Genomic DNA, 19,622 nt, shown 5'->3' on the forward strand with positions numbered 1-19,622 from the left:
TTTAAACATATTAAGATTGATTTCTTTCTCTGATTTTTTTATAAAATTTAAAACCTAGCATGATTAAAATGGAAAAGAGAAAGATTCCAATTACACCATAAATCCAGTTGACAGCATTTTTTAAAATTACTAAAAAAACCACTGCAAAAAGGATAATTGTCGCGCCTTCGTTCCACATTCGCATGAAATTTGTTGAATGTTTCACCTCGTCATTTTGCAATTGCTTAAATATTTGATGGCATTTTCCATGGTATAAATACAACACAAATACGAAGCCAAGTTTTACGTGCATCCAAGGCATTTGTAACCAAGAACGTCCTAAATCAGTAAAAAACAACATCCAAAAAGCAAAAATACTGGCTAAAACTGCTGATGGCCAAGTGATAATGTACCACAAGCGATAGGTCATTATTTTGTATTGTTTTTGTAAAATTTCTTTCTCTGGCGATGGTTTTTGAGCCGCTTCAATTTGGTAAACAAACAAGCGAACAATATAAAATAATCCTGCAAACCATGTGATTACAAAGATGAGGTGTAAGGATTTAAGGTAATTATAGTATTCCATCGTTAGTTTGAATCAATTTTGTGTTCATTTCTTTTTTTAGAAAATAGCCAGTCAATAGTGTTGATAAAATATCAGCAATTGGGAATGCAATCCACACTCCAAAAATACCTAAAAAATTTGGTAGAATCAGCACTAACGGAATCAGGAAAAATCCTTGTTTGCTTAAGGTCAAAAGCAGTGCTTTTTTCGCCTTTCCCGCCGCTTGAAAATAAGCCGCGCCAATTAGTTGTACGGCTATGATTGGTGAAGCCGCAAAAACGTAACGCAACGCTTCCGGAGTTTGGGCAATCACGAGTGGATCTGTGGTAAAAATGGCGACTATAGGTTTGGCAAAAATCAAAATAACCACAAAAATAACAGTAGCTAAAAAAATTGAATATTTTATCGAAAGCAGCACACTTTCTTTGACTCTTTCATAATTTCCTGCGCCGTAATTAAAACCTGCAATTGGTAGAAATCCTTGCGTAATTCCCAGAATTGGAAACAAAGCAAACATCAACATTCGGCTGATAATTCCATAAATAGCAACGGAATGTTCACCGCCGTACGTGTATAAAGTATGATTCAATATTATGGCTAAAATACTCACCACACCTTGTCTAGAAAAAGTTACAAAACTCAATTCGGTTATTTCCTTTACAATAGGAATGTTGAATTTGAAATGTCTGGCTTTTAGTTTTAGTTCACTTTTAAAATAAAAAAACCAAAACACAAATAAGAAGCACGTAAAATAGGATATGGCTGTAGCCAAAGCAGCACCAAACATTCCTAAATCCATGTATTTTATAAAAATAATGTCTAGTAAAATATTTATAAAAGCGGGAATAATCATCGCTACCATGGCAAATTTTGCCTTGCCTTCTGCACGAATTACGTTGTTTCCCATCATGCAAAGTGCTAAAAACGGAACGCTTATAATTATGGGAAAGAAAAATTCTTTTGCGGGTTCCATTATGACTCCTTTCGCACCAAAAAGCATCAACATTTCTTCGCTAAAAAAAAGACCAAATAACACAAAAACAGATGCCAATAAAAAAGTCATCATGATTTGATTGCCAAAAGTATGCAATGCTTTTTCCTTGTGGTTGGCTCCCAATGCCCTGGAAAGTACAGAACCTCCGCCCACACCAATCGCCATTCCCAAAGAAGAAATCAAAAAGGTGATAGGCAAGACTACTGTTACCGCTGCAATAGCTAAAGTTCCGATCCATTGCCCAACAAAAATGGTGTCAATTAAAATATTAACTGACATGAATAAAATCCCAATAGAAGATGGAACCGCTTGTTTTATCAAGAGTTTTTTGATGTCCTGAGTTCCTAACTCATCGGCGGTAACAGCCATTTAAGCGTTTATTTTTTCTGAGTCAACTTTAATGGATGAAGAGGCATTCGACCAGTTTGAAATCCAATTGCTTACAGTTTTACACCAGTCGTCACCATCATTTAAACAGGGAATTGCTAAAAATTCTTGACCTCCATGTTCTTTAAACTGATGATTGGCTTCCATGGCAATTTCTTCCAAAGTCTCCAAACAATCTGATACGAATGCCGGCGTTACAACTGCCAGATTTTTAATACCGCGGTCAGGCATTTTATTTATTTCCACATCAGTATAAGGCGTTAGCCATTTGTCTCCTGCTAAGCGTGATTGAAAAGTCTGGCTGTATTTTCCTTCTGGGATTCCCAGTAATTTTACTACTTGTTTGGTAGTTTCGTAACATTGGTGACGGTAACAAAACTCATGTGACGGTGAAGGTGTGTTGCAACAAGAACCGTCAATTTTACAATGCGATTTGGTGATATCCGTTTTACGAATGTGTCGCTCCGGAATTCCGTGGTAGGAGAATAATAAATGATCATAATCAAAACCTTTTAAATGATCTTTGATAGAATCGGCCAGATTTTTTATATAATCAGGTTTGTTATAAAATGCGGGAACGATGGTGAATTTCATTTCCGGGAAGTGCTTTTTACGCAATTCTTCGGCCAGTTCTAATATTGTAGTTGTAGACGCCATCGCATGTTGCGGGTACAATGGAAAAAGCAGCACTTCATTTACGCCTTTGTCATGCAATTCTTGTAAACCAGACAATAAAGAAGGATTTCCATAACGCATCGCTAAGGAAACAGGAATATCAACTAATTGCTTTACTTTGGCGTGCATTCTTTTGGAAATGACCACAAGTGGGGAACCTTCGTCCCACCATATTTTTGCGTAAGCGGCGGCTGATTTTTTAGGTCTTGTTTGTAAAATTATTCCACGAACTAACAATGCTCGCAACAAAAACGGAACGTCAATTACGTATTTGTCCATTAAAAATTCATCTAAATACGGTTTAACATCTTTAGGAGTTGGACTTTCCGGAGAACCTAAATTAACTAATAATACACCTTTCATGTTTCTGGTTTTTGTTGGTACAAAAGTAAATAAACTTACTTTTTTATAAATTGTGATTAACTATTTTTTATTTATTGTTTAATATAAGGAATCGATTCTTTACTGCATATTTGGGTTGATTGACATCAAATATTTCTTTGGCGTGGTAGCAAATTTCTTTTTGAATGCTGCTATAAAATGACTTCCGGTGCTGTATCCAATTTTCAATCCCACTTCGTTTACATTATAGGAACCGCTGTCGAGCAATTTTCGGGCAAAATCCATTTTGTAGTCAAACAGAAACCCATAAACGGTATCGCCATAAATTTGTTTGAAACCCATTTTTAGCTTCTTTAGATTCAACCCTATTTCATCTGCTAATTCCTGTAATCCTGGCGGTTCAGCCATATTAGCAATGATAATTTCTTTGGCTTTTTTAATTTTCATTACATTATCCTCATCTATTAAAAACGGACATTGTTCTGCGTTTGGATCTTCAGTTCTATTGAAATACAAACTCAATAATTCGTATCCTTTGCCTTTGTAATATAGGTTTTTTATGGACGGATGCAAACTGTAATGAAACAATTGAGATAAAACAATTGCCATCGACGGGCTGATATTTCCTTCGTTGTAATATTTTTTGTCCTTATTATCGGCACTTAAAAAGGTGATATAATCTGCTTCTGTCGAAAATAAAGCGTGGAATTTCTTGATCGAAATAATCACAGAAATCACCCAGGAATTTGGCGCTAACTCCAGATTTAAAGGCAATTCTTTCTGAGGATTGTATAAAAGCAATGATTTTTCTTCTTTTAATTCCAAAGCATAATTCCCTTGATTGAAGATGAACTTGGCACTTCCTTTTAATCCAAAATGAAATTGAATCAATCCGCTGCTTACTTCGCGTTGGGCTTGAAAGACATCGGTGCCGTCATTCTGAAAGCGAATTAAGGTAAAGTCATCTTCAATTTTTATAATTTCTTGAGAACTCATAGCGATGTTTTTTTTACTTAAAAATGATAATTATCAGATTGTTTTATTTAGAAACACTCTAAATAGAGCGATTAAAAAAACCCATTTCTGCTACAAAAATAAGGGTTTTTATAATAAAACAACGATTTAAAACCAAAAAATCACTTAGCGATACAAAAAGAACTTCTAGCGTTACTTTTATAAATACTATAGTCATAATTTTGTCACACTTTCTGGAAAAGTGCAAATATGGAAAACAATAAAACATTAAAGCATCACTATTTTTACGCAGTTGGATTGAGCTATAAAAAAGCGGATGCTGAGATTAGAGGCAAGTTTAGTTTAGACGCTGCTGCAAAAACGCGTTTACTCGAACAAGCTAAGAATGAAGGAATAGAGAGTTTAATAGTTACTTCTACCTGCAACCGTACTGAAATTTATGGGTATGCGGAACATCCCTTTCAATTAATCAAATTAATTTGTGAGAATAGTCAAGGGTCTGTTGAAGCATTTCAAAAAGTAGGTTTTGTCTATAAAAATCAAGAAGCAATCAGTCATTTGTTTCGTGTAGGGACAGGTTTGGACAGCCAAATATTAGGTGATTTTGAAATTATCGCCCAAATAAGAAATTCTTTTTCACAATCAAAATCGTTGGGTTTAGCCAATGCTTTTATGGAACGATTGGTGAATGCCGTTATACAAGCCAGTAAAAAAATAAAAACCGATACGGAAATTAGTTCGGGAGCAACTTCGGTTTCTTTTGCTGCGGTTCAATATATTTTCAAGAATGTAGAAGACATTGGAAACAAAAATATTCTATTGTTTGGTACTGGTAAAATTGGTAGAAATACCTGTGAAAATTTAGTTAAACATACTAAAAACGAGCATATTACGCTAATTAACAGAACTAAAGAGAAAGCAGAAAAATTAGCCGGAAAATTGAATTTAATTGTAAAAGATTATTCGGAACTGCATTTGGAATTACAAAAAGCAGATGTTGTTGTGGTAGCTACCGGTGCACAAAATCCAACTATTGACAAAGCGATTCTGAATTTGAAGAAACCACTTTTGATTTTAGATTTGTCCATTCCGAAAAATGTAAATGAAGATGTTCAGGATTTAGAAGGCGTTACGCTGATTCACATGGATTATTTGTCTCAAATGACAGACGAAACTTTAGAAAACAGAAAAAAACACATTCCTGCTGCTGAAGCCATCATTGAAGAAATCAAAGAAGAATTTATTACCTGGACCAAAGGCAGAAAATTTGCCCCGACAATCAATGCTTTAAAAGCAAAATTGAATGCGATAAAAACATCCGAATTGGATTTCCAAAGCAAGAAAATTTCAAACTTCAACGAAGAACAGGCCGAAATAATCAGCAATAGAATTATTCAAAAAATAACGACACACTTTGCCAACCATTTGAAAGATGATGATACGATGGTGGATGAAAGTATCGAATGGATTGAAAAAGTTTTTAAAATCGGAGTGACTACAAAATAATGAATAAAACCATACGCATAGGAACCCGCGACAGCGAACTCGCACTTTGGCAAGCCCATAACGTCGAAAAAAAACTAAATGATTTAGGGTATAAAACCGAAATTATAGCGGTAAAATCACAAGGAGATCTTATTCTCGACAAACCACTTTACGAATTAGGAATCACAGGAATTTTTACTAAAACACTGGATATCGCTATGATTAATGGTCAAGTGGATATTGCAGTACATTCGATGAAAGATGTTCCTACGGCTTTGCCAATAGGAATTGTGCAAGCAGCAGTTTTGGAAAGAGCGAATACGTTAGATATTTTGGTACACAAAGGAAACCTTGATTTTCTTAATGGAGAAGGCACAATTGCGACAGGTAGTTTGCGCCGTCAGGCACAATGGCTCAATAAATATCCCAATCACAATGTAGTTGATTTGCGTGGAAACGTCAATACGAGATTGCAGAAATTGCAGGACAGCGATTGGAATGGAGCTGTTTTTGCGGCAGCAGGATTGGAAAGAATCAACTTGAAACCCTCAAATTATATCGATCTGGATTGGATGATTCCGGCGCCGGCTCAAGGCGCTATGGTGATTGTAGCCATGGCAAATGATGATTTTTGCAGAGAAGCTGTTTCTGAATTGAATGATATCGAAACTGAAGTGTGTACCCATATCGAAAGACAGTTTCTAAAAACACTCGAAGGTGGTTGTACGGCACCAATTGGAGGTTTGGCCGTATTTATAGAAGATGAAATAGTGTTTAAGGGCGTTTTGTTTTCTATTGATGGAAAACAAAAAATCGAAATAGAAAAAACCGTTCCCTTGCAAGAATGGAAAAAATTAGGATTTGCATCAGCCCAAGAAATTTTAGAGAATGGCGGAGCAGAATTGATGAGGGAAATTAAAATTAATTTGAAGAAATAATGAGCCAAACAAGCATTTTATCCACCAAAACATTGTCGGCAGAGCAAAGGCAAGTATTTATTGATGCTAATTTTGATCTTTTAGAACAAGATTTTATCGAAATTAAAAACAACCTTTTTGAACTGAATACAATCAACAACAACTTGATTTTTAGTAGTCAAAATGCTGTTTTAAGTTTGATAGAACAAAACGGTTGGGAAGTTTTAAAGACTAAACCTGTTTTTTGTGTAGGTATTAAAACCAAAGAATTACTGGAATCGCATGGCTTTACTGTGGATGTTTACTTGGATTATGCATTTGAATTAGCCGAAATAATCACTTTAATTTACAATAAGGAAAGCTATACTTTTTTAAGCGGAAATTTGCGTAAAGAAACGTTGCCTGAAGCATTAAAAAACGCTGGAATAACTTTTAACGAAATCGAAGTGTATCAAACAACACTTGCGCCTTTTAAAATATCAGACCAAGAAAATTTTGACGGAATTCTTTTTTTTAGCCCATCTGCCGTTGAAAGTTATTTGACAAATAATAAAATCAAGAATGAAGTTTGTTTTTGCGTAGGCACCACTACAGCATCAGCATTAGAAACAAAGAAAATTAAAAACATAGTAATTGCCGAAACGCCAACTATCGAAGAGGTGATTTTGGAAGTTATTGAATATTATACAACGGAAAGCATCTAGCAATCTGCTAAAATCTAAATACATGATTAAGAACGACCTATTTTTAAGAGCACTAAAAGGAGAAACAGTACAACGCCCACCAGTTTGGATGATGCGTCAAGCGGGAAGATATTTACCGGAATTTATCGCTTTGCGTGATAAATATGATTTTTTTACCCGTTGTCAAACTCCGGAATTAGCTGCCGAAATCACCGTACAACCAATAAGAAGAATTGCTCCTGATGCTGCGATTTTGTTTTCGGATATTTTGGTAATTCCACAAGCAATGGGAATTGAGGTGTTGATGAAAGAAAATTTTGGTCCGTTTTTACCAAATCCAATTCGTACGATTCAGGATGTGGAAAAAGTAATCGTTCCAGATGTTCATGAAACATTAGGATACGTTTTTGACGCTATCAAATTGACTAAAGAAATGTTGAACGATGAGGTACCATTAATTGGTTTTGCAGGTTCTCCTTGGACAATTATGTGTTACGCCGTGGAAGGGAAAGGTTCTAAAAGTTTTGACATGGCCAAAGGATTTTGTTTCCAACATCCAGAAGCTGCTCATGTTTTATTGCAAAAAATCACCGATACCACGATTTTATACCTAAAAGAAAAAGTAAAAGCGGGAGTAAACGCCGTTCAAATTTTTGACTCTTGGGGCGGAATGTTGTCTCCGGTTGATTATCAGGAATTCTCTTGGAAATACATTAACCAAATCATTGAAGCATTGGCAGATGATGCACCTGTAATTGTTTTTGGAAAAGGATGTTGGTTTGCTTTGGGTGAAATGGGGAAAAGTAGAGCTTCGGCACTTGGTGTGGATTGGACTTGTTCGCCAAGAAACGCAAGATACTTGTCGGGCGGAAACATTACGTTGCAAGGAAACTTTGATCCGTCTAGATTATTATCGCCAATTCCGGTGATTAAGAAAATGGTGCACGAAATGATTGACGCATTCGGAAAAGATAAATATATTGTAAATCTAGGTCACGGAATTTTACCGAATATTCCTGTGGATCACGCGAAAGCGTTTATTGATGCAGTGAAGGAATACAATCAGTAGTCAGTCACAGTCACAGTTTTACTTTCCATTTTTGGAATTAAAAAATTGCTGCTGAAAACTAATTTATAATGAAAGAACAATTTTACACCTACATACAAAACCTTCAAGATCAAATCTGTAAAGGATTGGAAGCAGTTGAAGGTCAAGCCAAATTCCGTGAAGATCTTTGGGAACGTCCGGAAGGTGGTGGCGGAAGAACCCGCGTGATGGAGAACGGCGAAGTTTTTGAAAAAGGCGGAGTCAACATCTCGGCCGTTCACGGGAAATTACCCGAAGCCATGCAAAAGATGTTTAACGTGGGTGAAGCTGATTTTTTTGCATGCGGATTGAGTTTGGTGTTGCATCCAAAAAACCCAATGGTGTCAACTGTTCATGCCAACTGGCGTTATTTCGAAATGTACGATGACAACGGGAACGTGATTCAGCAATGGTTTGGCGGTGGACAAGATTTAACACCGTATTATTTGTTTGAAGAAGATGCAATCCATTTTCATCAAACCTGTAAAACAGCTTGCGACAAACATAATCCAGAATTTTATCCCAAATACAAAAAACAATGTGATGCCTATTTCTGGAACGCTCACAGGAATGAAGCGCGTGGAATTGGCGGATTGTTTTTCGATTATTGCAAAGCAACAGATACAATGTCAATGCAAGATTGGTACAACTTTGTAACCGAAGTTGGTAATAGTTTTCTGCAAGCGTATGTTCCCATTGTTGAAAAAAGAAAAGATTTACCGTATACTCCAGAACAAAGAATGTGGCAGGAGATTCGCCGCGGTCGTTACGTAGAGTTCAATTTAGTTCACGATAAAGGCACTTTATTTGGTCTAAAAACCAACGGAAGAATCGAAAGTATTTTGATGAGTTTACCGCCGCATGTGCAATGGGTATACGATCATCACGCAGAAGCAGGAAGCGACGAAGAAAAATTAGTAAACGTATTAGAAAATCCAAAAAGTTGGATTGCAGATTGATGATTAACGATTTTTGATTTCAGATTTTCTGACATCAATATCAATATTTCGTTTCAAATCATAAATCAGCAATCGCTAATCTAAAATCACAAATCATATGTTCCCATTACACAGAGGCAGAAGATTAAGAACGAGCGAATCTATTAGAAGTTTAGTTCGTGAAACCAGTTTAAGTCCATCGGATTTTATGTTTCCTATGTTTGTTGCTGAAGGCGAAAATGTACAAGTGGAAATTCCTTCTATGCCAGGTATATTTCGTCGTTCTATCGATTTAACCGTAAAAGAAATCAAAGAATTATTTGATTTAGGCATTCGTGCGGTAAACATTTATGTAAAAGTCAGTGAAAATTTAAAAGACAATACGGGACTGGAAGCATGGAATCCAAACGGATTGATGCAAAATGCCATTCGTGCCATCAAAGCTGCTTGTCCGGAAATGATTGTAATGCCAGACGTAGCTTTGGATCCTTATTCTATTTATGGACATGACGGAATAATTGGAAATGGCGATGTAGAAAATGATTCGACTGTGGACGCCTTGGTAAAAATGGCCGTTTCTCATGCGCAAGCAGGTGCCGATTTTGTAGCGCCATCGGACATGATGGATGGACGTGTATTGCGTTTGCGTGAAGGTCTTGACGCTGCGGGTTTTCATAATGTAGGCATCATGAGTTATTCTGCAAAATACGCATCTGCTTTTTACGGACCGTTTCGTGACGCTTTAGATAGTGCTCCTGTTGATGCGACTGAAATTCCAAAAGACAAAAAAACATACCAAATGGATTATGCCAATCGCATTGAAGCCATCAAAGAAGCGTTGTGGGATGTAGAAGAAGGTGCCGATATGGTCATGGTAAAACCCGGCATTGCCTATTTAGACATCGTTCGTGAAGTTAAAAATGCGGTAAATGTTCCCGTTACGGTTTATCATGTTTCGGGGGAATATGCGATGATTAAAGCCGCTGCCGAAAGAGGCTGGCTCGATCATGACAAAATTATGATGGAACAATTAATGTGTATCAAAAGAGCAGGGGCAAGTTTGATTTCAACTTATTTTGCCAAAGAAGCGGCGATACTTTTAAACAAATAGAAAATGAAAAAATATTTAATAATAACTGTTTTGTTGCTTTCAAGCAGCATTTTTGCACAAGTTGAGGTAGTTTCCACTTTCATCGAAAAGTGGGATAATTCCAAAGATTATTTAATAGCTGTTGCACAAGCCATGCCGGAGGATAAGTATGATTACAAGCCTACAGCGCAAGAAATGTCCTTTAGAGAACAATTATTTCACATACAAGACAACATGAAATGGTTGAGCACAACTCATTTTTCTGAAGAGAAATATGTGAAAAAAGAAGCAGCAAAAGGACTTTCAAAAGCGCAAATAATTCAAGAAATAGAAGCCTCTTTTGATACAGCAAAGACATTTGTACAAAAAACGAAGGATGTTAAATTATCCCAAAAAGTAGACTTTTTTGCCGGTCCAAAATCAAAATTACAAATACTTAATTTGATGCAAGACCACGTTACCCATCACAGAGCACAAATTTTAGTATATTTGAATCTGAATCAAATTCAGCCACCCAAATATATCGGCTGGTAATTTTTAGTCATTGAGACGCCTACAATTAAAGAAATTAACATGAGAAAGACGCTATTTTTATTAGCCGTTTTAGCGGTAGCTTCTTGTAAAAAAGAAGAGGTCAAAAAAGAACCTTTATACCCAACTTCTACCGAGGAGGTTGCCCAAATTCCAGAGGAATTGGGAGCCGAAATTTTCAAAGGAAAAGGAAATTGTTTTGCCTGTCATCAAGTAGACAAGAAAGTGATAGGGCCAAGTATACAGGATATTGCAAAAATTTATAAAGATAAAAACGCAAGTATCGTAACGTTTTTAAAAGGGGAAGGCGAGCCTATTGTTGACCCAAGTCAATATGAAGTGATGAAAACAAACTTCGTAGTTACCAAAGCCATGTCAGATGACGAATTGAAAGCCTTAGAAGCGTATGTGTATTCTAATTTGAAATAATCCTGGTATTTTTCAGGAGCTAATCCCGCTCTACGCTATATCTTTATGTTTTTAAAGGAAAAACATAAAGGATGCCGCTGCTATCGGGGCTAACATACAAGAACCATTCGTCTCTGCGAATGGTTCTTTTTATGTTCAAAACGTTTTTAGCGTATTTATTTCTGAACTTTGTTACTTCTTTAGGACAATGTGGGTATTTTTTTTATCTTTAAAATATGGAAACAGCATACATCAAAACGCCTTTAGGAATTGCCACAATCATAGGCGATGAAAATGGGATATCCGTAATTTCAGTTGCCGAAGAAGGAACAGTTTTAAGCACAATTCCTGCAGTTTTGCAAGAAGCTGTCTCACAACTCACTGGCTATTTCGAGGGAAAGCGAACGGATTTCGATTTTGCACTTAATCCTAAAGGAACAGCTTTCCAACAAAAAGTCTGGAAAGCATTATTGGATATTCCATATGGAAAAACCAGAACATATCTCGAACAATCCAAAATTTTGGGTGATGTCAAAGCCATTCGGGCTGTCGCTTCTGCCAACGGGAAAAACCCGCTTTGGATTGTTGTTCCCTGTCACAGAGTTATTGGAACAGATGGATCGCTCACCGGATATGCAGGAGGATTGTGGCGAAAAAAATGGTTGTTAGAACATGAGAATCCAACGACACAACAAAGTCTATTTTAAAAATAGACTTCTTAGATTTTTAGAGGGTTAGACACATTAGATTTCTTTGATTGTTAGAAATTTAGATTGCCATAGATTCAAAAAAATCGATCAAGTCTACTAATTTAGGTTTTGTATTCAATCTAAGATCTAAGAAGTCAAAAAATCTAACAAATCTAGCTAATGATAGAAAAAATAAACCTCAATAACATTCTGTTCCTCGATATAGAAACCGTTCCGGAAGCCGAAGATTTCAGTGCTTTGGATGCCGAAATGAAAGACCTTTGGGAACACAAAACGCAGTACCAACGCAAAGACGAATACACTCCCGAGGATTTTTATGACCGGGCAGGAATTTGGGCCGAGTTTGGAAAAATTGTTTGTATATCGGTGGGTTATTTTACGATTAAAGGCGATATTCGCAATTTTCGGGTGACTTCATTCTTTGGAGAAGAAAAGAAAATATTGTTGGATTTTAATAATTTGCTGAACACTCATTTCAATCAGCCTCAACATGTTTTGTGTGGGCACAATGCCAAGGAATTCGATATACCGTTCCTTGCCAGACGCATGATTATTAACCAAATTGCCATTCCGAACAAACTGAATTTATTTGGAAAAAAACCATGGGAAATTCCACATTTGGATACCTTAGAATTATGGAAATTTGGCGATTACAAACACTATACGTCTTTGAAATTAATGTGTAAAGTCCTTGGTATTCCTTCTCCAAAAGGTGACATCAACGGCAGTCAGGTGGGACATGTATTTTATGTAGACAAAGACATTGACCGCATTGTAACCTATTGTGAAAAAGACACCATTGCCGTGGCGCAAATTTTCCTCCGATTGCGAAGAGAAGATTTATTGATTGAGGACGAGATTATTCATGTATAGATGAAGGAACGCAGATTGCGCAGATTTACACAAATTTAATCTGGGTTAATCCGTGCAATCTGTGTTTGAATTTTTTATGCTTTTTATGCTTAAATAATTACATTTACAAAAATTATAGATTATGGTATTGAGTAGATTTTGGTTGGTCATTTTTATTTCAGCAATTGTATTTGTAGTGTTTAGTTTGTTTTCTGGAGACAATTATACTATTGACCACGTTTTGAACGGAAAGAAAGATGATCCAATTCTGATTTCGGAGAAATTTGCAGAGCAACTTCCTGCCTTTATTAAAGACAGCATCAAAAAAGCACCAGAACAAACCATGATTATCGATCATGATACGCTAAATGCTGACACGACTTATGTTTATAAAAACAAAACCGTAAAAATATATAGTGGTGTTCAAAAATCAGATGGTTTATTGCCAACTTGTAAAAGCACTTTGCTAGATTTAATCCTTCCGCTTATTGCTTATTTGGCTTTTTTCTGTGGATTGATGGAACTTTTAATCATTTCTGGTGCCTCAGGAAAGCTTGCTAAAGCATTGAGTCCTGTTTTTGTAAAAGTGTTTCCCAGTATCCCCAAAAACCATCCGTCGATATCCTATATGACCTTAAATTTTGCTGCCAATTTCTTAGGATTAGATTCTGCAGCAACTCCTTTTGGTTTAAAAGCCATGGAGAGTTTACAAGAAATAAATCCAGATAAAGACAAGGCTAGTGATGCACAAATTATGTTCATGTGTTTGCATGCTTCGGGCCTTACTTTGATCGCTACATCTATTATAGGATACCGTGCAGCTGCAAATGCAAGCAATCCTGCGGATGTGATGTTGCCTTGTATTATCACTTCTTTTATCGGTACGATTGCTGCCTTTTTAATTGTTGGAGTTAAACAAAAAATCAATTTCAAAAGTGCTTCTTTGGTTATCGTATTGATCACATTAATAGCTGGAATTATTGGTTTGTTGATGTATGTAAATCATTTAGACTTAATCGGAAAAAACTATTTTACATCTAATCTTTCCGCTTTAATATTAATTGGAATTATCGCTTTTACCTTGATCTTTTCATTTATTCATGAGAAGAAATTTACAGAAGCATCCACAACCGTTTTTGAGACCTTTGTAGTAGGAGCCAATAACGGTGTAAAAACAGGAGTGACTATTTTTCCTTATGTATTGGGCATGCTGGTTGCCATTTCTTTATTTAGAAACAGTGGCTTATTTGAAATTATTAGCAATTGGATCGCTTTTATTTTTTCTAATATGGGAGTAAGCAAGCAAATTACGGATGCTTTACCAGTTGCCTTACTTCGTCCCTTTAGTTCTGCCGGATCAAGAGGATTTTTGATTGACTCGATGAATACTTTTGGGGCCGATTCCTTAACAGCAAGATTGAGTAGCATTTTTCAATGCAGTGCCGAAAGTACGTTTTATGTGATAGCCGTTTATTTTGGTTCCGTAAATATTAAAAACACGAGGTATGCCCTGGGAACGATGCTTATAGTCGATTTGATTTGTGTGATTACGGCTATTTTTGTTGCGACTTGGTTTTTTTAAGAATACGAGTAGTTTAAGTTAGATTTCATTCGGAATTTAAGATTAGGTATAAAATAAAAAAGCCTCACAATATTGTGAGGCTTTTCTTTTGGTTGGAACGTATTAGTTTTTAATGAATTTCTTAGCTTCAGTTTTTTGACCGTCACTAACTTCTAGGATATAAACTCCGGATACTAATTTACTAACATTTATTCCGTTTTCAGAAACTTTACCTGCATCAACCTGTTGACCCAGAAAGTTATACACTTTGTAAGAACTATTTCTACTGTCGGCCATTCTAATATTTAGAATGCTGTTGGTAGGGTTTGGATACATTGAGAAATCAGAAATTGAATTTTCGTTTCCTAATTCATTCACAATCTTAGCATTAGGGTTTTTAACAGTAGTTAAGCCGCTAATTGCAGTTCCGCCAATAATAACGGTATAATCTTCTACTTCACCGTAAGAGAAAGTTTCACAAGCCGTTTGTACAGCATTGTATTTCATTGAAACTCTCATGCGAGTTGGTCCCGCCAAAGCTGATGTAGGAACCGTAAAAGCACCCGATAGATTTGCACTGCTGGAAGAAGATCCAGACACCATTTCTTCGGTAGATTCAAAAGTACCATTTTGGTTGTAATCAATCCAAACTTTCCAGAATTCAGTATAAGCTGTACCACTAAATCCAGCACTAAATAGGATTGTATTGGAACCATAAGGCAGATTACCAACTAGAGAGGTAAAGTTACCATATCCTGCATTTCCAGCTGTTGTATTAGCAATTCCTCCAATTGAAACATAATCGATATACTCATCAGCTACGCTGTTTCCTTTAGATGCACAATAGGTAAGGGCAGTTCCTGATGTAGTTACATTTACCACATTGCTGGAAGCAGAGATGTTTCCGGCTGCATCTTTTGCTTTTACAGAGAAAGTATATGCTGTACTGGCTGTCAATCCTGAAACTGCGTAAGTGGTTCCTATAACAGAGGCTTTTAATGTTGCGCCTTGGTACACATCGTATCCTGTTACATCTACATTGTCTGTAGAAGCAGTCCAAGAAAGAGTTGTTGCTGTAGATGAAGTTCCTGAAGAAGCGAGGCTTGTTGGAGCTGTAGGTGCTTGTGTATCGACAGTTGCGGTAACAAGATTAACAGTATAATCTTCTACTTCGCCATACGGTATTGCTTCACAAGAAGTAGGGACTGCGTTGTATTTCATAGAAACTCTCATTCTTGTAGAACCTGTAACAGCGGTTGTTGGTACAGTAAATGAACCTGTAGCCGGAGTAGTGGTCGAAGCAGTTTTACTCCAAACTAATTCACCTGCATCTGCAAAATCTTTATCTCCGTTTAAATCAATCCAAACGGCATATCCTTCTGCATAAGCAGTTCCTGTCCATGTTGGTGTAATGGTTATAGCAGTAGCATTTCCTTTTGTTAAATTAGTTGTAGTAGCTGTAAAATCGCTATAACCTGTTCCTCCAGTTGAAGTATTGTTGATAGTTCCCAATTGTACTCTGCTGATATATTCATCAGCTACACTATTTCCTTTTGAAGCACAATACGTTGCTGTAGCTGCGCTGGTAGTTACGGCAACGGCATTACTTGCAACTGATAAATTTCCAGCAGCATCTTTCGCTTTTACTGTGAAAGTATAAGCAGTGCTGGCTGTTAATCCTGTTACTGAGTAAGTCAATCCTGTTACGGTTGTCACCAAAGTTGCTCCGTTATAAATAGTATATCCGGTAACAGCTACATTATCTGTAGCAGCAGACCATGATAAATTTGTTGAAGATGAAGTCGTTCCTGTTGCAGCTAAACTAGCCGGGGCTGTTGGTGCAACGGTATCAGTTGAACCTGAATAAGCGGCTCCAACACCAACTGCGTAAAATGCATTTGTAGTGGCGATGACTTCGGCAGAACCGGCTCCATATAACTCAACAGCTGATTGAATTCCAAATGTTCTAGCATTCGCAAAAGTAGAGTTAGCAGATAAGTAAACGCTTTCTAGTCTGTAGGCAATTTTAGCTGCTTTATCGATTGTAATTCCTGTAACATTGTATGAACTTCCAATATCATTTGTTCCTGTTTTCCCAACGGATAAAATATAAAACCAATGGTTTAAAACCCCACTATTAGTATGAACCCCACAATAATCATTGGTTTGAGTTGGTGTACCGCAGTTAATAACTTTCCAGTTTGTTCCGCCGTACGTATCTGGTTGTCCTTCTAATTTTGGATTACTCATGGAGCGCAAAGCTGTTTTACCGGCTCTTCTTTCGATATCTTCACCAATTAACCACGTGGACTTTGCAGGTGCTGCAAAATATTCAACACAAGCGCCCCAGATATCAGAAAATCCTTCGTTCATGGCTCCTGATTCTCTTTGATAAGCCAGATTTGCTGTTTTCTCACATACCGCATGCCCTATTTCATGTGCTGCTACGTCCAAAGAAGTTAGAATGTCAAAGTATGTTCCGCTTCCGTCACCATACGTCATAACACTTCCATTCCAGTATGCATTATCATATGCATTATCAAAATGGACATAACTTTTTATGATAGCTCCTGCATTATCATAACTGTTTCTGGCATGTTTGGTAGAAAAGTAGTCGTATGTTTTTTCTGCACCCCAATGTGCATCAAGAGCACCGTTGTCTTTGTTTGTATTGTCAAATTCAGCTGCAGTCCAGTTATTATCAACATCTGTAAAGTTAACCGCTGCTGTGTAGCTGGTTCCTTTTTTCATGTTGAAAGTGTTTATTCCGTTACCACGCGTATTGTCAGAAAGAATATAAGACGAACCGCTTAATAATGTTTGAATGGTTTGTGCACTGCTGTAACGAGTTGCTGCATTTGCGACAACAAATAGTGAATTTTCTATTTTTTCATCTGATTTTTCAGCTAGGTTATGGTTTCCATGACTGTATTTGCCTAGGTGTTTAATGGTAGCATTGTAGAATAATGTTTCTCCAGTTATGGCGTCAACATATACATCACCACGACTTACGGGATTTGTGGCATAAATGTCAAATTTATAAGCTAGTCGAATGTCGTTGTTTTTTTTACCAGACTTCTCGTCATCCATCATTGGAAGTAAAACCAATTCGCCAGAAGGTTTTTTGTAGTTAATTGCGGTTGCTTCTGTTGGTGTTTCCCAAAGATATTCTTTAGCTCCAATTTGAGAAATTGCTTTGTTAAGGGCTTGTTCTTTTGTTAAAATAGGGTTGGTATTGATGTCTTCAAGTTGGTAAAACTCACCATTCATCGATTCCAATTTTGATTTTTTTGAATGCAACGAGTACGTTGAAAATTCTACTTTTAATCCTTTATGGAATAGTTGAAATTTTTCATGCAGAAAACCTAAATCATCTGTTTCAGTTTTAACTTTTGAAAAATTTGAATTTTCTTTCAGTCCTAATTGTTCTTTTAGTACTTTTTGAGAATCTGTAGCCTTGTAGGTAGATTTATCACTAAAAAGGATTAAAGTAGGTTTTCCTTTTTCATCTGTGATTTTTTGCTTTACATTTTTGTCAGTTTCTTGAGCAGTTGTTTCCAATGCCAGAAAAGAAACGGAAGCAAAGAGAGCAATTTTTCCGAGTAATTTTGTTTTCATTTGTTTTGGTTAAGTGTTAATTATTTATTAAAATTTGGGTTTTCAAATTTAACATAAAATCATTAAAAAGTTATATTTTTTTAATTTATTTTGATTTTTTTGTGCAATTTTATATAAAAAATAGAAATAAACTCAATGACAGCTGGAGTACAGGATTAAAAAATAAATGACGTTTTAATTAAAAAAATAACTTATAATTTAATTTTTATGGGTTTTAACTTTGTTTTTTTTTAACAAAAGATGAGATGTTTTTTCCTGGTTTTATTTTTTTCAGGAATGTAAAACAAACAAAATAGGCTGTCCATTTGGACAGCCTATTTCTTCAATCGATTCAGAACCGAAAATGTTTAGTCGATAACCATTTCAGGAATTTCACCCTCAATAATTAAATCAGCTTCAGTAGAAGCGATTATATATTCAACGGTTACACCCGGTGCGCGTTCTAAAAGTTTAAAACCTTTTGGTGTCACTTCTAAAACGGCCAGTTCTGTTACTACTTTTTTAACGCAACCCACGCCGGTTAACGGGAGCGTACATCTTTTTAGAATTTTAGATTCGCCGGCTTTGTTAACATGCATCATGGCAACGATAATGTTTTCGGCTGAAGCCACTAAATCCATTGCGCCACCCATTCCTTTGACCATTTTGCCAGGGATTTTCCAGTTGGCAATATCACCGTTTTCGGCCACTTCCATAGCACCAAGAATTGTTAAGTCAACATGTTGTCCTCGAATCATTCCGAAACTCAAAGCCGAGTCAAAAAAGGATGCGCCCGGTAAGGTGGTAATCGTTTGTTTTCCGGCATTGATAATGTCAGCATCTTCTTCTCCTTCAAAAGGGAAAGGTCCCATGCCAAGAACGCCGTTTTCGCTTTGAAATTCAACATCAATTCCTTTTGGGATATAATTTGCCACTAATGTTGGAATTCCGATTCCGAGATTCACGAAATAACGGTCTTTAAGTTCTTGTGCAATTCGTTTTGCAATTCCTATTTTGTCTAACATAAATAAAACTGTTTTAGAATTTTTAAACCATTAAGAAATTAAGGTTTATTAAGTTTAATAAATAAAGCGCTATTTCTATTATCTATTTGTCTATTGTCTATTTTCTTTCTCTTACGGTTCTCTGTTCAATTCTCTTTTCGTATTGCTCTCCTTGAAAGATGCGTTGAACGAATATCCCAGGAATGTGAATCTGATTTGGATCTAAAGTTCCGGCTTCAACTAATTCTTCTACTTCGGCAACAGTTGTTTTTGCTGCTCCAGCCATACACGGGTTGAAGTTTCTTGCCGTTCCTTTGAATATCAAGTTTCCGGCAGTATCGCCTTTCCAGGCTTTTACAATGGCAAAATCAGCTTTGAAAGCGTGTTCCATAACATGCATTTTTCCATTGAATTCGCGTGCTTCTTTACCTTCGGCTACTTCAGTTCCATAACCGGCTGGTGTGAAAAAAGCGGGGATTCCTGCTTGTGCTGCACGACAACGCTCTGCTAAAGTTCCTTGAGGAATAAGTTCAACATCTAGTTCTCCAGAAAGCATTTGGCGTTCAAATTCCGCATTTTCACCTACATAAGAAGAGATCATTTTTCTGATTTGACGCTTTTGCAAAAGCAATCCAAGTCCGAAGTCATCTACACCGGCGTTGTTTGAAATACAGGTTAAATCCGTAGTTTCTTTTTTTACTAATTCGGCGATGGAATTTTCCGGAATACCACATAATCCAAAACCGCCAAGCATGATGGTCATCCCGTTTTCAATTCCTTGAAGGGCATCCTTAACGTTGTTTACTTTTTTGTTGATCATAATAATAAGCTTCTAATTTTAA

General features: G+C 36.5%; 18 protein-coding genes. 11 read left to right on the top strand and 7 right to left on the bottom strand.

Annotation, left to right across the window (positions count from 1 at the left end):
* Nucleotides 1–10: 10 nt before the first annotated feature.
* The 4 genes from E0H99_RS02615 to E0H99_RS02630 all read right to left on the bottom strand — a co-directional run bounded on the left by E0H99_RS02615 (nt 11) and on the right by E0H99_RS02630 (nt 3,938).
* Nucleotides 11–565 (bottom strand): CopD family protein, encoded by a 555-nt coding sequence (locus E0H99_RS02615; RefSeq protein WP_131990893.1) that lies wholly within the window; start codon nt 563–565, stop codon nt 11–13.
* Nucleotides 552–1,907 carry an MATE family efflux transporter gene (locus tag E0H99_RS02620; protein WP_131990895.1) on the bottom strand — a complete coding sequence of 452 codons (1,356 nt, stop codon included), beginning with the start codon at nt 1,905–1,907 and terminating at the stop codon, nt 552–554. The genes E0H99_RS02615 and E0H99_RS02620 overlap by 14 nt, the downstream gene beginning before the upstream one ends.
* The gene (gene hemH, locus E0H99_RS02625; protein WP_131990897.1) at nt 1,908–2,963 is read right to left on the bottom strand and encodes a ferrochelatase; all 1,056 of its coding nucleotides are present in this window, start codon (nt 2,961–2,963) and stop codon (nt 1,908–1,910) included.
* 99 nt (nt 2,964–3,062) lie between these two features.
* Nucleotides 3,063–3,938, bottom strand: a complete 876-nt coding sequence (locus E0H99_RS02630; RefSeq protein WP_131990899.1) for a helix-turn-helix domain-containing protein — start codon at nt 3,936–3,938, stop codon at nt 3,063–3,065.
* Between the two features lie 228 nt (nt 3,939–4,166).
* Between E0H99_RS02630 and hemA the strand changes: the two genes are divergently transcribed.
* From hemA to E0H99_RS02685, 11 genes are all read left to right on the top strand, one after another.
* Nucleotides 4,167–5,423 carry a glutamyl-tRNA reductase gene (gene hemA / locus E0H99_RS02635; protein ID WP_131990901.1) on the top strand — a complete coding sequence of 419 codons (1,257 nt, stop codon included), beginning with the start codon at nt 4,167–4,169 and terminating at the stop codon, nt 5,421–5,423.
* Nucleotides 5,420–6,340 carry a hydroxymethylbilane synthase gene (gene hemC / locus E0H99_RS02640; protein WP_131990903.1) on the top strand — a complete coding sequence of 307 codons (921 nt, stop codon included), beginning with the start codon at nt 5,420–5,422 and terminating at the stop codon, nt 6,338–6,340. The genes hemA and hemC overlap by 4 nt, the downstream gene beginning before the upstream one ends.
* On the top strand, nt 6,340–7,023 hold the full coding sequence (locus E0H99_RS02645; RefSeq protein ID WP_131990905.1) for a uroporphyrinogen-III synthase: 684 nt from the start codon (nt 6,340–6,342) through the stop codon (nt 7,021–7,023). The genes hemC and E0H99_RS02645 overlap by 1 nt, the downstream gene beginning before the upstream one ends.
* A 22-nt stretch (nt 7,024–7,045) precedes the next feature.
* On the top strand, nt 7,046–8,071 hold the full coding sequence (hemE, locus tag E0H99_RS02650) for a uroporphyrinogen decarboxylase (RefSeq protein ID WP_131990907.1): 1,026 nt from the start codon (nt 7,046–7,048) through the stop codon (nt 8,069–8,071).
* 68 nt (nt 8,072–8,139) lie between these two features.
* Nucleotides 8,140–9,048: an oxygen-dependent coproporphyrinogen oxidase gene (hemF, locus tag E0H99_RS02655; protein WP_131990909.1), complete on the top strand. Its 909-nt coding sequence runs from the start codon at nt 8,140–8,142 to the stop codon at nt 9,046–9,048.
* Nucleotides 9,049–9,145: 97 nt separating this feature from the next.
* Entirely contained in the window at nt 9,146–10,138 is a 993-nt protein-coding gene (gene hemB, locus E0H99_RS02660) for a porphobilinogen synthase (protein WP_131990911.1), read from the top strand.
* A gap of 3 nt (nt 10,139–10,141) precedes the next feature.
* Nucleotides 10,142–10,651 (top strand): DinB family protein, encoded by a 510-nt coding sequence (locus E0H99_RS02665; protein WP_131990913.1) that lies wholly within the window; start codon nt 10,142–10,144, stop codon nt 10,649–10,651.
* A gap of 39 nt (nt 10,652–10,690) precedes the next feature.
* Entirely contained in the window at nt 10,691–11,077 is a 387-nt protein-coding gene (locus E0H99_RS02670; protein WP_131990915.1) for a c-type cytochrome, read from the top strand.
* A gap of 215 nt (nt 11,078–11,292) precedes the next feature.
* Nucleotides 11,293–11,763: a methylated-DNA--[protein]-cysteine S-methyltransferase gene (locus tag E0H99_RS02675; protein WP_131990917.1), complete on the top strand. Its 471-nt coding sequence runs from the start codon at nt 11,293–11,295 to the stop codon at nt 11,761–11,763.
* 162 nt (nt 11,764–11,925) lie between these two features.
* Nucleotides 11,926–12,639 (top strand): 3'-5' exonuclease, encoded by a 714-nt coding sequence (locus E0H99_RS02680; RefSeq protein ID WP_131990919.1) that lies wholly within the window; start codon nt 11,926–11,928, stop codon nt 12,637–12,639.
* A gap of 121 nt (nt 12,640–12,760) precedes the next feature.
* Nucleotides 12,761–14,200, top strand: a complete 1,440-nt coding sequence (locus tag E0H99_RS02685) for a nucleoside recognition domain-containing protein (RefSeq protein WP_131990921.1) — start codon at nt 12,761–12,763, stop codon at nt 14,198–14,200.
* A 102-nt stretch (nt 14,201–14,302) separates the two neighbouring features.
* Here E0H99_RS02685 and E0H99_RS02690 read toward each other — a convergent pair whose 3' ends face one another.
* From E0H99_RS02690 to E0H99_RS02700, 3 genes are all read right to left on the bottom strand, one after another.
* Entirely contained in the window at nt 14,303–17,797 is a 3,495-nt protein-coding gene (locus E0H99_RS02690) for a M4 family metallopeptidase (RefSeq protein WP_131990923.1), read from the bottom strand.
* Between the two features lie 347 nt (nt 17,798–18,144).
* Nucleotides 18,145–18,801, bottom strand: coding sequence for a CoA transferase subunit B (locus E0H99_RS02695; RefSeq protein WP_131990925.1), 657 nt, complete (start codon nt 18,799–18,801; stop codon nt 18,145–18,147).
* A 97-nt stretch (nt 18,802–18,898) separates the two neighbouring features.
* On the bottom strand, nt 18,899–19,600 hold the full coding sequence (locus tag E0H99_RS02700) for a CoA transferase subunit A (RefSeq protein WP_131990927.1): 702 nt from the start codon (nt 19,598–19,600) through the stop codon (nt 18,899–18,901).
* Nucleotides 19,601–19,622 lie beyond the last annotated feature (22 nt).

Origin of the sequence: Flavobacterium sp. GT3P67 (genome assembly GCF_004349155.1) — a bacterium.
Classification (GTDB): domain Bacteria; phylum Bacteroidota; class Bacteroidia; order Flavobacteriales; family Flavobacteriaceae; genus Flavobacterium; species Flavobacterium ranwuense.